Source organism: Streptomyces sp. NPDC005774 (assembly GCF_042871645.1).
GTDB classification, from domain to species: Bacteria; Actinomycetota; Actinomycetes; order Streptomycetales; family Streptomycetaceae; genus Streptomyces; species Streptomyces pratens.
Genome location: NZ_JBIAIV010000052.1, coordinates 1 through 12,777, shown reverse-complemented (window position 1 = coordinate 12,777; position 12,777 = coordinate 1). Strand labels below are relative to the sequence as shown.

General features: G+C 69.4%; 11 protein-coding genes and 1 pseudogene. 4 read left to right on the top strand and 8 right to left on the bottom strand.

Translation table 11 applies throughout. The features are described 5' to 3' along the window. The 3 genes from ACFYQA_RS32290 to ACFYQA_RS32280 all read left to right on the top strand — a co-directional run bounded on the left by ACFYQA_RS32290 (position 1) and on the right by ACFYQA_RS32280 (position 3,297). Positions 1–726: an ABC transporter permease gene (locus tag ACFYQA_RS32290; RefSeq protein ID WP_388925558.1), complete on the top strand. Its 726-nt coding sequence runs from the start codon at positions 1–3 to the stop codon at positions 724–726. A gap of 674 nt (positions 727–1,400) precedes the next feature. Then, positions 1,401–3,152: a sodium:solute symporter family protein gene (locus tag ACFYQA_RS32285; RefSeq protein ID WP_388925555.1), complete on the top strand. Its 1,752-nt coding sequence runs from the start codon at positions 1,401–1,403 to the stop codon at positions 3,150–3,152. A 16-nt stretch (positions 3,153–3,168) separates the two neighbouring features. Then, positions 3,169–3,297, top strand: coding sequence for a putative transporter small subunit (locus ACFYQA_RS32280; protein WP_388925552.1), 129 nt, complete (start codon positions 3,169–3,171; stop codon positions 3,295–3,297). Positions 3,298–3,405: 108 nt separating this feature from the next. Here the strand turns inward: ACFYQA_RS32280 and purB are convergent, their stop codons facing one another. After that, positions 3,406–4,848, bottom strand: a complete 1,443-nt coding sequence (gene purB, locus ACFYQA_RS32275) for an adenylosuccinate lyase (protein WP_388925651.1) — start codon at positions 4,846–4,848, stop codon at positions 3,406–3,408. 297 nt (positions 4,849–5,145) lie between these two features. Further along, positions 5,146–5,373: pseudogene (locus tag ACFYQA_RS32270) on the bottom strand (transposase); the annotation flags it as partial. 1,064 nt (positions 5,374–6,437) lie between these two features. Between ACFYQA_RS32270 and ACFYQA_RS32265 the strand changes: the two are divergent. Continuing rightward, on the top strand, positions 6,438–6,776 hold the full coding sequence (locus ACFYQA_RS32265) for a MerR family transcriptional regulator (RefSeq protein WP_388925549.1): 339 nt from the start codon (positions 6,438–6,440) through the stop codon (positions 6,774–6,776). Positions 6,777–7,142: 366 nt separating this feature from the next. Here the strand turns inward: ACFYQA_RS32265 and ACFYQA_RS32260 are convergent, their stop codons facing one another. From ACFYQA_RS32260 to ACFYQA_RS32235, 6 genes are all read right to left on the bottom strand, one after another. After that, positions 7,143–8,012 carry a hypothetical protein gene (locus tag ACFYQA_RS32260; protein ID WP_388925546.1) on the bottom strand — a complete coding sequence of 290 codons (870 nt, stop codon included), beginning with the start codon at positions 8,010–8,012 and terminating at the stop codon, positions 7,143–7,145. Between the two features lie 400 nt (positions 8,013–8,412). Continuing rightward, positions 8,413–9,189, bottom strand: coding sequence for an SGNH/GDSL hydrolase family protein (locus ACFYQA_RS32255; RefSeq protein ID WP_388925543.1), 777 nt, complete (start codon positions 9,187–9,189; stop codon positions 8,413–8,415). Positions 9,190–9,337: 148 nt separating this feature from the next. Further along, a complete protein-coding gene (locus ACFYQA_RS32250; protein ID WP_388925541.1) occupies positions 9,338–10,351 on the bottom strand; it encodes a hemolysin family protein in 1,014 nt (337 codons plus the stop codon). Then, positions 10,348–11,772 (bottom strand): hemolysin family protein, encoded by a 1,425-nt coding sequence (locus ACFYQA_RS32245; protein WP_388925538.1) that lies wholly within the window; start codon positions 11,770–11,772, stop codon positions 10,348–10,350. The genes ACFYQA_RS32250 and ACFYQA_RS32245 overlap by 4 nt, the downstream gene beginning before the upstream one ends. A 208-nt stretch (positions 11,773–11,980) precedes the next feature. Further along, positions 11,981–12,316, bottom strand: coding sequence for a GNAT family N-acetyltransferase (locus ACFYQA_RS32240; protein ID WP_388925535.1), 336 nt, complete (start codon positions 12,314–12,316; stop codon positions 11,981–11,983). Continuing rightward, positions 12,267–12,686 carry a GNAT family N-acetyltransferase gene (locus tag ACFYQA_RS32235; protein WP_388925532.1) on the bottom strand — a complete coding sequence of 140 codons (420 nt, stop codon included), beginning with the start codon at positions 12,684–12,686 and terminating at the stop codon, positions 12,267–12,269. The genes ACFYQA_RS32240 and ACFYQA_RS32235 overlap by 50 nt, the downstream gene beginning before the upstream one ends. Between the last annotated feature and the right edge of the window lie 91 nt (positions 12,687–12,777).

Genomic DNA, 12,777 nt, shown 5'->3' with positions numbered 1-12,777 from the left:
ATGTCGTTCACACCCGTACTCCACTCCGAGTGGCTGAAGATCCGCACCCTCCGCTCGCTCCTGGGCACGCTGGTGGCGGTGTCCGTGACGACCACGGCGTTCTCCGTGCTCGCCGGTGCGTCGGACACCTCGGGATCGGAATTCGACCTGCTGTTCACCACCCAGGCCGGGGTGTACGTGGGGCAGATCGCCGCGATCTCCTTCGGCGCCATGGTGGTGTCGGCCGAGTTCCGGGGCGGCGGGCTGCGGTTGTCGCTGTCGGCGGTCCCGCAGCGCGGGCACTGGTTCGCGGCCAAGACGACCGCCATTGCCGTACCGGTGCTCGCTGTGGGTCTGCTGACCGCCCTGGCCTCCCTTTTCGCGGCGCGGGCGGCGCTGGGGCCTGCGGCGGACGGGCTCACCACGGGCGAGCAGGCACGCGCGGTCGTGGGCTGCGGCGTCTACCTCACGCTGATCGCCCTGTTCTCGGCCGGACTCACGATGCTGCTGCGCAGCGGAGTGGCGACGCTGTCCCTACTGATCCCGTTCATCCTGATCGTGTCGTTCGTGATCGGGGACGCGGCCGGCACCGCCATTGAGTTCATGCCCGACCGGGCCGGACAGGTGATCCTCCAGCAGACGTACGACGGGCCGCTCGGCCCCTGGTCGGGGCTCGGGGTGACCGCGCTGTGGACCGCCGCCGCGCTGCTGGCGGGGGTCTGGAGGCTGCGCCGCCAGGACGCCTGACGGGCAGGAACCTGATGAAACGTCAAGTGTCAGTGCGGGCGGGTTCACCGAATCCATGAGCATCGCACAATGCATCGTCCTCATCGACGGGCTGCGCTTCCGCCTTTTCCCGATGGAGCACGGCCCGTCGGGCGGCGGCTTCGTGGGACCGGGCCACCGTGTCGCCGTACCGGCGTCCGGCCCGGACCGCCCAGCGGCGGCCCGGCCGTCGGTCCCTCAGGGCCCTTCAGTGGCGCTCAACGTCACCCGGTCACCTGCGTACACCCTCACGTTGCCAGGGGATCGTCTCGGGTCAAATCGTCCGGTCCATCGCAGTTGTGACTTGTAAAGCAAGAGCTGCAAAGAGCCTGATGCGGGGATAACGAAGCTGGACAGAATCAGTGTTGAAGTGTAAACATCAGGTGGCTGCCTCGCGTAACTGCGGGGCAGCTCTCCGTGGATCTCCGGTAGGACCGAAGGTCGCCATCGTCGGCAGAAGCTGACGTCCTGTGACTGATTTGCGGGCCCAAAGGGCCCGCTGTTTTGTGAGCGCCCCCGGCTTCAGCGACGACGCGCCGGGTGGCGGGATGGAGTACATCCCTGCGCCTCCGGCGCGTGGGTGCGTTTGGCATGCCCTGGGCGAGTCCTCGGTGCGGTCGCTGACGCCGGGCTCGATGAGTCGAAGGAGGTGGCGTGTGTCGGGCGGAACGGATACAGCCCAGTTCAGCGCCGTGGTTGTTGTTGGCTTGCTGGTCCTCTTCTATGGGGGGACCTTTCTGATCTCGACCCGTATCGGCAAGAAGGAGGAGAACGCCGACGGGTACATGACGGCCGGCAACAACATCGGATTCGGCATCTCGGCCGCCAGCATGACGGCGACATGGATCTGGGCGGCCTCGATGTACGCGTCCGCCACGTCGGGTTACACCTACGGCATCTCGGGCCCCATCCACTACGGGCTCTGGGGCGCCCTGATGATCCTTTTTATCTATCCCTTCGGCAGACGCATCCGTAAGGTCGCCCCCAAGGCGCACACCCTGGCGGAAGTCATGTACGCCCGCCACGGCCGCTCCAGTCAGTTGATGCTCGCGGGCTCCAACGTCGTCGGCAGCCTCATCAGCCTGATGTCCAACTTCATCGCCGGCGGCGTGCTGATCTCGCTCCTGTCGCCGTTCAACTTCATCCAGGGCGTCATCTGCGTCGCCGCGGGTGTTCTGCTCTACACGTTGTGGTCCGGGTTCCGCGCCTCCGTCATGACCGACTTCGTGCAGGTCGTCGCGATGCTCGGCGCCGTGGCCGTGATCGTCCCGTTCATCTTCTTCGCGGCCGGCTTCCCCGCGGCGTTCGAGACCGGCGCGGACAACCTGACCCCGCAGCAGGGGAACTTCTTCTCCAGCGAGGCTTTCATGGGGCAGGGCGCCCCCTACATCGCCGCGGTGCTGGCCTACGCGATCGGCAACCAGACCATCGCCCAGCGTCTTTTCGCGGTGAAGGAGAGCCTGATCAAGCCGACCTTCATCACCGCGACCATCGGTTACGGCGCCATGGTGATCGGCATCGGCATGCTCGGTGTGCTGGCCCTCTACCTGGGCTTCGAGCCGTCCGGTGGCGACCTCAACAACCTCATCCCCGAGATGGCCGCCGAGTACCTGCCGCCCGCGCTGCTGGCCCTGTTCTTCATCATGATCGTCGGCGCGCTGTCCTCCACCGCCGACGCGGACCTCGCCGCCCTCGCGTCGATCACGATGGCCGACGTCTACGGCCAGGGTGTCGGCAAGGAGAAGGCCAACCCGAAGACGATGCTGCTGGTCGGCCGGATCACCATGGTGGTGGCCACCGCGCTGGCCGTCACCTTCGCCAGCCTCCAGCTGAGCATCCTCGACCTACTGGTCTTCGTCGGCGCGCTGTGGGGCGCGCTCGTCTTCCCAGTGCTGGCCAGCTTCTACTGGGAGAAGGTCACCAGCAAGGCGTTCACCACCTCGGTGCTCGCGGCGCTCGCGGTGTTCCTGCCCGTGCGCTTCAGCTGGATCCCCGTGGACGGTGCCTTCGGCATCGTCGTGGACGTGCTGGCGGTCATCGGCATCGGTGTCGTCCTCGGCCTGATGGTCTTCGGCTTCCTGGGCGCCAAGGCGGCCAAGATCGTCGGTGTGCTGGCCGTGTTGGCCTCCGCGCCGTTCGCCATCGGATCCCTGCACGAGTACGCGACGCTGTGCGGTTCGCTCGTCGCCTACTCGGTGAGCACCGTCATCTGCTGGGCCATGTCCGTACGCAATCGGGAGGGATTCGACTTCGCCGTCATCGCGCAGCGCACCGGCGACTTCGACGACGGCGACGCAGCCGAGGCGACCGCCGGCGAAGCGCCCGGCATCCCGAGCCGGGGGAAGGGCACCGGCGGCTCCCCGGACGCGGACGCGGACGAGCTCGAGCCCGTCACCCACACCAAGTGAGACAAGAGGAGGCACCGTGACCGTTGCCCTGAGTATCTACGTCCTGATGTGGCCCGTCGTCGTGGCCGTCGTCCTGTTCGTGATCAGCCGTGGGTTCTTCCGCGAGTGGCTCGACGCCCGCCGCAACGGCGAGGACATGATCTGACCCGGGCCGCGCGCATCCGGCCTTCAGCCCCGCCCTGGTCCTGTCGTCACGCTCCCGTCCGTCTCGCGACGGACGGGACGAGCTGACGACAGGACCCGGGCGAGCGGGTCAGAGAATCGCCCCGGGGGTGTAAGCGGCGGCCTCCGGGTGCTGCTTGACGATCTCGTCGACACGGCCCACGACGGCGGCGACCTGGGCGCTCGCGGCACCCGTGAACGACAGCTTGTCCGCCATCAGCGCGTCCAGCGCGGACCTGTCGAGGGGGATCCGCTCGTCGGCCGCGAGCTTGTCGAGCAGGTCGTTGCGCTCGGCGCCCTGCTCACGCATCGCGAGGGCCGCGGCGACGGCGTTCTCCTTGATCGCCTCGTGCGCGACCTCACGGCCGACGCCCGCGCGCACCGCGCCCATCAGCACCTTGGTGGTGGCCAGGAACGGCAGATAGCGGTCCAGCTCCCGGGCGACGACCGCCGGGAACGCGCCGAACTCGTCGAGTACCGTCAGGAACGTCTCCAGTAGACCGTCGAGCGCGAAGAACGCGTCGGGAAGCGCCACCCGGCGCACCACCGAGCAGGACACGTCGCCCTCGTTCCACTGGTCGCCCGCCAGCTCCCCGGTCATCGAGGCGTAGCCGCGCAGGATCACCATCAGACCGTTGACGCGCTCGCAGGAGCGGGTGTTCATCTTGTGCGGCATCGCGGACGAGCCGACCTGGCCCGGCTTGAAGCCCTCGGTGACCAGCTCGTGCCCGGCCATCAGCCGGACCGTCTTCGCCAGCGACGACGGCGCCGCCGCCAGCTGCACCAGCGCGGTCACCACCTCGTAGTCCAGCGACCGCGGGTAGACCTGGCCGACCGAGGTGAACGCCTCGGCGAACCCCAGGTGCCCGGCGATCCGCCGCTCCAGCTCCGCGAGCCGGTCCGCGTCGCCGCCCAGCAGGTCCAGCATGTCCTGCGCCGTACCGACCGGGCCCTTGATGCCCCGCAGCGGATAACGGCCCAGCAGCTCCTCCAGCCGGCCGTACGCGACAAGAAGCTCGTCGGCGGTGGTGGCGAAGCGCTTGCCGAGCGTGGTGGCCTGGGCCGCCACATTGTGCGAGCGGCCGGCCACGACCAGCTCGCCGTACTCACCGGCCAGCCTGCCGAGCCGGGCCAGCACCGCCACCGTACGGTCGCGCATCAGCTCCAGCGACAGCCGGACCTGCAACTGCTCCACATTCTCGGTGAGGTCGCGGGAGGTCATCCCCTTGTGCACGTGCTCGTGCCCGGCGAGGTCGTTGAACTCCTCGATCCGCGCCTTCACATCGTGCCGGGTGACCTTCTCGCGCTCCGCGACGGAGGCCAGGTCGACCTGGTCGAGGACCCGCTCGTAGTCGGCGATCGCCGCGTCCGGCACCTCGACACCGAGGTCCTTCTGCGCCCGCAGCACGGCGAGCCAGAGCTGCCGCTCCAGCCTCACCTTCTGTTCGGGCGACCAGAGCGTGGCGAGCTCGGCGGAGGCGTAACGTCCGGCGAGGACGTTCGGGATACGGGGCTTGGCGGGCGCAGCAGTCACGTGCACGGAGTTTACCCGGCGTCCAAGGAGACTCCGAATCGTCCACGCAGTCCGGAAAGACCAGGTCGGACACCTTCCGGCTTGGGCTCTCCACCGGTTCCGTGAGATGTGTGTGAGACGACGAAGGCCCGCCGGAGCACTCCGGCGGGCCTTCGTCGTCTCACACACAGCCCCTATGCCGGGCCCGGACTGTATGGGTCTGACCAGGTGGAAGACCTCCCGGGTGGCGTGGCGTTCGAGGCATCGGACGATTTCGCGTCGGGTCCTGCCCTCCTTGGTGCGGCGTTGGTGGTACGCCTGGGTGCGCGGGTCGAAGCGCAGGCGGGTCTGCACGATCGGGTGCAGGGCGGCGTTGGCCTGCCGGCCGCCGCCGCGGTTGAGGCGGCGGTACTGCCTGTTTGCCGAGGAGCGCTCGACGGGGCCGACCCCGTACAGCGCGGCGAAGGACGCCTCACTGCCCGGACGCTCCGGGTTGTCCCCCATCGTGGTCAGCAAGGTGACGGCCGTGTCCGGACCGATGCCCACCCCTGTGAGCGGCTGCGGGGCGTGGCGGTCCACGAGCCGGGCCAGACGGTCTTCCGAGCCCCGGATCTGTTCGGTGAGCTGCCCGATTCGGTGGGACCAGCGGGCTCGGCGTGATGCGGCCTGCCTGGAGCACAAGCGTCGCGCTGGGCGGCTTCGACCGCCGGGGCTTCCCGGACGAAGCGGCTCGCAACGTCCGGCTGAGCAGGCTGCGCGGCTGTGGGTCACTCCGAGCGCCGGACCTGGGCTTCGGGGCTGCTCCGACCATCAAGGGACCGGTCGAGGCGGGTTACCTCGTGTTCGAGCACGCAGAAACCTATGCCCGCCGGAGTAGACATTGGGCGGTGGTGTGGTTATGGTTTCTCTCGTAGTCGAGATCGAGCAAGGCCCGGCAGAGATGAACTGCCGGGCAGCGGTACACGCAGTTGCAGTACGTAGTGCGCAGGACGGTGCGGTGGTGGAGGTCCGAAGCCAGAGCGGTTGCAGGACGGCGACGGGGCTGACGACCGGACCGGGTGGCCCGCAGTGATCAGGGGCCGCCGCCGGCAGGACCGCGGTCAACGCGGTGGCAGTACCGGTAAGTGCAGTTCGCGGTATCCCGCAGTGAAGTCAGTGAGCAGTACCTCGGTGAAGGCGTCGGCTGCGGGCGCGCGCACCGGGAGGTTCGGCAGTGGGGTTCCAAGCCGGAGCAGGCGCAGGACGGGCGACGGGGCTGGCTGTCGAAGAGTGGCGCTTCGCGAGGCCACCAGCAGTTCGCAGTATCAGCAGTGCAAGCAGTACGCAGTACCCGTTTGGTAAGTGATTGGTTCAGAGGGAAGAACGGAGGACTTCAGCGCCATCAGGATCGCCCGGGCGAACGTCTTGGACCCGGGTACCGCAGGACATCGATAGTGAGGTGGTCTCCGGTCGAGCAACCGCGATCCCCGCACCCCCGACAGCATCTCGGTCGGGTCTGCGGACACAGAAGGCCGGCGCAGCACTAGGGCCGGCAGATGGTGTAGCAGTTCCTTCGGGGCCCTGGTGCCATTGGCACCAGGGCCCCTCCACGCGTTCCACAGAGAGGTGCAATGACAGCAGACGACTCCTTCGGCCGTCTCGACGACGACGACTACCCCGCCTACACCATGGGCCGGGCCGCCGAGATGCTCGGCACCACCCCGGGCTTCCTCCGTGCCATCGGTGAGGCCGGGTTGATCACCCCGCTCCGCTCCGAGGGCGGCCACCGCCGCTACTCCCGTTACCAGCTGCGCATCGCGGCCCGCGCCCGGGAACTCGTCGACCACGGGACCCCCGTCGAGGCCGCCTGCCGCATCGTCATCCTTGAAGACCAGCTCGAAGAAGCCCAGCGCATCAACGCCGAACACCGCAGAGTCGCCGCATCACCCAGCCCCCCGGCCGCGGCATGAGAGGAGCGTGTCCGCCGGTACCGGCGGACACCGCCGTCGCTCACGGTATCGGCTTCGGCGGACCGCTCAAGGAGCCGGCGTGCGGAGTTCGCGTAGCGGATCGCGGTCTTCTCGTCGAGTCCGAACACCTCGGCGAGGTGGAGCGGGTCGGGGCCGTGGACGAGTGCTTCTTCGAGCCGGCGGTCACGTGGAGCCGATCCAGCGTGACGCTCTGGCCGCGAAGCGCCGCCGAGGCGGAGACACCGCTGATCGGGCCGGCCTCCAACGCGGTCTGCTTGTTGATCAGCAGGTGCGGGTCGGGGGTGTCGGGCCAGCGCCGTGCCGGTGTTCCAGCCAGGCACCGACGGTTCGCCGTCGCGCCTCGAGTTACAGCAGGCGTGCGAGAGGCAGCGCCGCGATGTCGGGAGCGGGCCGGGAGACATACAGGTCGGTGTGGTAGTAGCCGTCCGCTTCCTTGTCTGCCGTGTGCAGTCCGTTCACAGCCAGGGCGTCGAACGCCGCGTACCGTTCGGCGCTGTCGGCGAAGCGCCGCTGCCGGAAGGTACGGGTGGGCAGTTTCTCCGTCACCAGGCCCGAGCGGGCGAGCAGATCGGCGATCGGCCGGTAGGGCACGGTGCGCAGCACGAACGCCGCGACCCACGGCGGGGTCGGCATGCAGTCGAGAAGCCTGGTGAAGGTCCGGGTGAAGACGTAGCCGACGCCGCCTGTGACGGTGATGAGGTCCGTGCCCGCCAGTGTGCGGCGCAGGGCGGGGCTCGGTTCGGTGACTTCGAGGTTCTCCGCGAAAGCGTGGTCGAGCAGGCCGGCGGCGCGGGCGTATCCGACGGCCCGGGCTGCCGAGTCGATGCCTGTCGCCGTTGCGGCTTCCGGGTGGCGGCGCGCTGCGAAGAAGGTCCGGTCCTCGGCCGCGAGGTGCCGGGCCGGCAGGGCGGAGAAGTGGGGGGAGGTGTACCGGGTGGACAGGTCCGCCAGAGTGACACGGTAGTTGAGGAGAGCTGTGTTTATCCCGTAGGAACAGCACAGGTCCACCACGTTCAGCGGGGTCCGGTCGGGGTGCAGCCGGCGCAGGGCATAGGCCAGTGCCCGGAAGACGGCCTGGCCATGGTGGGGTATCTGGTACTCGAGGGATCGCAGGGTTGCGAAGTACGGGCGGGGGTCGGGACAGTCGTAGATGTTGTTGAAGTTCGCTTTGCCCCAGTTGGCATTCGCGGTGGTGTTGCTCGCTCCTGCTGCCATGGGCGGTCTCCTGACCTGCGTCGGCTGGTGGGAAGGACCCGATGGCCGCAGGGATACGGCCAGGGCCGCGCCATGGCTCCACTCTGCCCTCTCCGGCGCCCGGCGGCAGCCTGGAGGAGCTGACAGGGGGATTACGGTCCGTGACCGGGACCTTGGTGCAGCCGGGCTGGCCGGGGCAGGGCAGGAGTGTGCGGCGTCCCGGTCCGCGTCATCGAGGAAGAAGTGCCGCTCCCACTCGAGCCTCCTCGCCTTCGGCTGGACCGCAGCTCGGTCGGACGAGATGAGAACGCTTCAAGAATCCCGAAATTACCTCAGTGCACGGAGTTTACTGGCGATTTATACAGGTCGGCGCCACGGGTGATTCGGAGGAAGCTATGAGGAGAGGGGCGGTCTGCCGCCGTCACCGCACGTCGTACGGCAGCAGCTCGGGGCGCTTGGGCGGGCGACCGTCGCCCGAGGAGCGGCCGGTGAGGCGGCGGCTGATCCACGGCAGCAGGTGCTGCCGGGCGAACCGGGCGTCCGCAGCGCGCCGTGTCGTCCAGCCCGGCGGCAGTGAGGCCGGCGGGGGCAGCTGCCACTCGGGATCCTCGGGCGGGTAGCCCAGCGACTGCCACACCGCCTCCGCGACCCTGCGGTGCCCGTCGGCCGTCAGATGCAGCCGGTCCACGTCCCACAGCCGCTGATCGCCGAGCGAGGGCGCCCCGTACAGGTCGACGACCAGTGCGCCGTGCCGTTCGGCCAGCTCGTCGACACAGGTGAACAGCGCCTCCATGCGCGGCCGGAACCGCTCCTGTACGGGGCCCTGACGGGCCGGGCTGCGCATCAGCACCAGTTGCTTGCAGTGCGGGGCCAGCCGCTCCACCGCCTCGGTCAGCAGGTCCCGCACCATGACCATGTCGCACTTGGGCCGCAGCGTGTCGTTCAGCCCGCCGACCAGGGTGACCACGTCGGCCCGCATGGCCGCCGCCACCTCCACCTGCTCGTCGACGATCTGGCGGATCAGCTTGCCGCGCACCGCGAGATTGGCGTACCGGAACCCGGGAGCGACGGCCGCCATCCGCGAGGCGAGGAGGTCGGCCCACCCCCGGTACGTACCGTCGGGCAGCAGGTCCGACATGCCCTCGGTGAAGGAGTCGCCGACCGCGACCAGGCTGGTGTGAGTGGGGTTCGTCTGCATGGCGACAGAGATGATATCCCGTGCGCATACCCGCTGGTCGGTCGGTCGGTTCCTTTCCTGCTCCAGGCACGTCGGCCCTCGCGCTCCGTCTTCGTCCGGGTCCCTTCGTCCCCGCCCGGGCCAGCCGGTCCTCCCGGCCGGGGACCGCTCAGGCCCGCTGGCCGAACAGCTTCTGCAGCACGTCCTCCATCGTCACCAGCCCCGACAGCCGCCCGTCCGACCCGAGCACGGCCGCCAGGTGCGTACGGCTGCCGCGCATCGCGGTGAGGACGTCGTCCATCGGCGTGCTCTCCCGCACCCGTGCGATGGAGCGCATGTCCCGCAGCAGGAACGGCATGTCGCGCGGTGAGGCGTTGAGGGCGTCCTTCACGTGCAGGTAGCCGACGATCCGCCGGCCCTCGTCCACCACCGGGAAGCGGGAGTACCCGGACTCGGCCGAGAGCTGCTCCAGCCCCTCGGGAGTGACGCCCACGCGCGCGTAGACCACGCTCTCCAGCGGCAGCACCACGTCCCGCACCGGCCGGCGGCCGAGTTCCAGCACGTCGTTCAGGCGTTCCTGCGCGCGGTCGTCGATCAGACCCGCCTCGCCGGAGTCCTTCACCATCTGCGCCAGCTCCGCGTCGGAGAAGGTGGCCACGATCTCGTCGCGCACCTCGACCCGCAGCAGCCGCAGCAGCGTGTTGGCGAAGGCATTGATGGTGAAGATCACCGGGCGCAGCGCCCGGGACAGCGCCACCAGCGGCGGACCGAGCAGCAGCGCGCTGTGCACGGGTTCCGCGAGGGCGATGTTCTTCGGCACCATCTCGCCCAGCAGCATGTGCAGATACGTCGCGAGCGACAGGGCGATCACGAAGGACACCGCGTGCCCCGCGCCGGCCGGCACGCCCAACGAGTGGAACGCCGGTTCCAGCAGATGCGCGATGGCCGGCTCCGCGACCACACCGAGAACCAGGGTGCACAGCGTGATGCCGAGCTGCGCGGCCGCCATCAGGGCGGACACGTGCTCGAGGCCCCACAGTACGTTCTTGGCGCGCCGGTCGCCCTGTTCGGCGTACGGCTCGATCTGGCTGCGGCGCACCGAGATCAGCGCGAACTCGGCACCCACGAAGAAGGCGTTGACGACCAGCGTCGCCAGACCGATCAGCAGTTGTACGGCAATCATCGCCGGGCCCTCTTCTCACGCGTCGTGCCGTGTCTCCTGCCGTCCGTCCCGCCGTCCGGCCCCGCGCTCGACCTGGCGCCCACGCTTTCGTCAGCAGCGTCCTGCGGGTGCGCGTCGGCGAGTGGCGCGTGCAGCCGTACGCGTGCCGCGCGGCGGCCGGTGGCGTCCAGCACCTCCATCCGCCAGCCGACGACCTCCAGGGTGTCGCCGACGGCGGGGATCCGGCCCAGCTCGGTGGCCACGAGCCCGGCCAGGGTCTCGTACGGCCCGTCCGGCGCGCGCAGGCCGACCCGCGCGAGCTGGTCCACGCGCGCGGAGCCGTCGGCCGAGAACAGGTCGTGTCCCTCCTCGTCCGAACCCGTCCGGGCCAGGTCGGGGGTCTCATGCGGGTCGTGCTCGTCGCGGACCTCTCCGACGACCTCCTCGACGATGTCCTCCAGCGTGGCCACGCCCGCCGTACCGCCGTACTCGTCGATCACCACGGCCATGGTGCGCCGGCCGGAGAGCCGGTCCAGCAGCCGGTCGACGGTGAGTGATTCCGGGACCAGCAGCGGCTCGCGCATCATCTCCGACACGGGGACCCGGGTGCGGCGCTCGGCGGGTACCGCCAGTACGTCCTTGATGTGTGCGGTGCCGACCACCGAGTCGAAGGTGCCGCGGTACACCGGGAACCGGGACAGGCCCGTCGCCCGGGTCGCGTTCGCCACGTCCTCGCAGGTCGCCTGGACCTCCAGCGCGACGACCTGGACGCGCGGGGTCATCACGTTCTCCGCGGTGAGATCGGCGAGGTTCAGGGTACGGACGAACAGCTCCGCCGTGTCCGCCTCCAGGGCGCCCTTCTTGGCGGAGTGCCGGGCCAGCGCCGCCAGCTCCTGAGGGCCGCGCGCGGAGGCCAGCTCCTCCGCGGGCTCCACACCGAAGCGGCGCACTATGCGGTTGGCCGTGTTGTTCAGGTGCGAGATGAAGGGGCGGAAGGCGGCACTGAACCAGCGCTGCGCGTTGCCCACGTTCTTGGCGACGGCCAACGGCGACGAGATCGCCCAGTTCTTGGGCACCAGTTCGCCGACCACCATCAGGAAGACGGTCGACAGTGCGGTGCCGAGTACCAGTGCCAGGGAACTCGCCACCGACTCGGAGACACCGATGCTCTCCAGCGGACCGGAGATCAGCGCGGCGATCGACGGCTCGGAGAGCATGCCGACCACCAGGTTGGTGACCGTGATGCCGAGCTGTGCACCGGAGAGCTGGAAGGTCAGGTTCCGTACGGCCTTGAGCGCACCGGGGGCGCCGCGCTCGCCGCGCTCCGCCGCCCGTTCCAGGTCGGACCGCTCGACCGTGGTGAGGGAGAACTCGGCCGCGACGAACGCGCCGCACGCGAAGGAGAGCAGGATCGCCACCAGGAGAAGGAGCACCTCGGTCATCGGGCCACCCCCGCCCCACGGCCGAACGGGAAGCGAACGAGTATGCGATGTGATGTGCGGCGACGTCGGGCACTTCGATGCCGCGTTCTACTGGGGGGCTCGCCCATGGGCGGACGCACACAACCTTTCATGAAGGACCGAGTTACCCTCCCAGAGTAAAGGACCAGCAAAGGTCTCCGGCGAGGTCGTCCGCCGTCCGCCCGCAGGCTCAGGGCCTGCCGTCCGGAGTGTGGCCCGGCAGCGGCTTGACCTGGCGCCGCCAGTGTTCCTCCGGCGCGTACCCGGCGGCGTCCCACGCGCGGTGCACGGTCTCGTTGCGCCGCGGCACCATGGCGTCCGCGCGGCGCCCGCCGAGGCCCGCGAACCGCTCCTCGGCGGCAGCCGGCAGCGCTGAGGCGATGCCCTGCCTGCGGTGGTCCGGGTGCACCGCGAGGCGGTACAGGTGGCAGCGCCAGCCGCCGAATCCTGGCTGCTCACAAACATCGGTGCGGGATCTACAGTGGCTTGACCCAGCGTCGCCAGTGGTCCTCGCGATGGTAGCCACCCGCGGCCCATGTGTGGTGGGCCTGTTCGTTGGCTTCCAGGACCATGGCGTCGACGCGTCGCCCGCCCAGGGCGGCGAAGCGTTGTTCGGCGGCTTCCAGCAGGGCGGTGGCGATGCCTTGCCGTCGGCGGTCGGGGTGTACGGCCAGACGGTAGGCGGAGCATCGCCATCCGTCGAAGCCGGCTATGACGGTTCCCGTGAGGAGGTCGTCGCTCTCTGCGAGGAGCAGGGCTTCGGGATCTCGTGTGATGAGGCGGGCCACTCCGTCGTGGTCGTCGCTGATGCTCGTTCCTTCCGCGGCGTCGCTCCAGAACTGCAGCACGGTGTCGATGTCGGAGAGGGTGGCGCAGCGGATGTGGAGATCACTCATCTCTTCCTCCTGTGTGGATACCCCGTGCTTTAGCTCGGGGAGGAAACACAGCTCCTGCGGAGCAGGGCAACGAGCTGGGATTCGCCGCCAG

Bases quoted from the DNA above. Each gene is read 5' to 3' on its own strand.
- ACFYQA_RS32250 (WP_388925541.1), bottom strand. From the start codon at position 10,351: ATGATTGCCGTACAACTGCTGATCGGTCTGGCGACGCTGGTCGTCAAC.
- ACFYQA_RS32290 (WP_388925558.1), top strand. From the start codon at position 1: ATGTCGTTCACACCCGTACTCCACTCCGAGTGGCTGAAGATCCGCACC.
- ACFYQA_RS32265 (WP_388925549.1), top strand. From the start codon at position 6,438: ATGACAGCAGACGACTCCTTCGGCCGTCTCGACGACGACGACTACCCC.
- ACFYQA_RS32245 (WP_388925538.1), bottom strand. From the start codon at position 11,772: ATGACCGAGGTGCTCCTTCTCCTGGTGGCGATCCTGCTCTCCTTCGCG.
- ACFYQA_RS32255 (WP_388925543.1), bottom strand. From the start codon at position 9,189: ATGCAGACGAACCCCACTCACACCAGCCTGGTCGCGGTCGGCGACTCC.
- ACFYQA_RS32235 (WP_388925532.1), bottom strand. From the start codon at position 12,686: ATGAGTGATCTCCACATCCGCTGCGCCACCCTCTCCGACATCGACACC.
- ACFYQA_RS32260 (WP_388925546.1), bottom strand. From the start codon at position 8,012: ATGGCAGCAGGAGCGAGCAACACCACCGCGAATGCCAACTGGGGCAAA.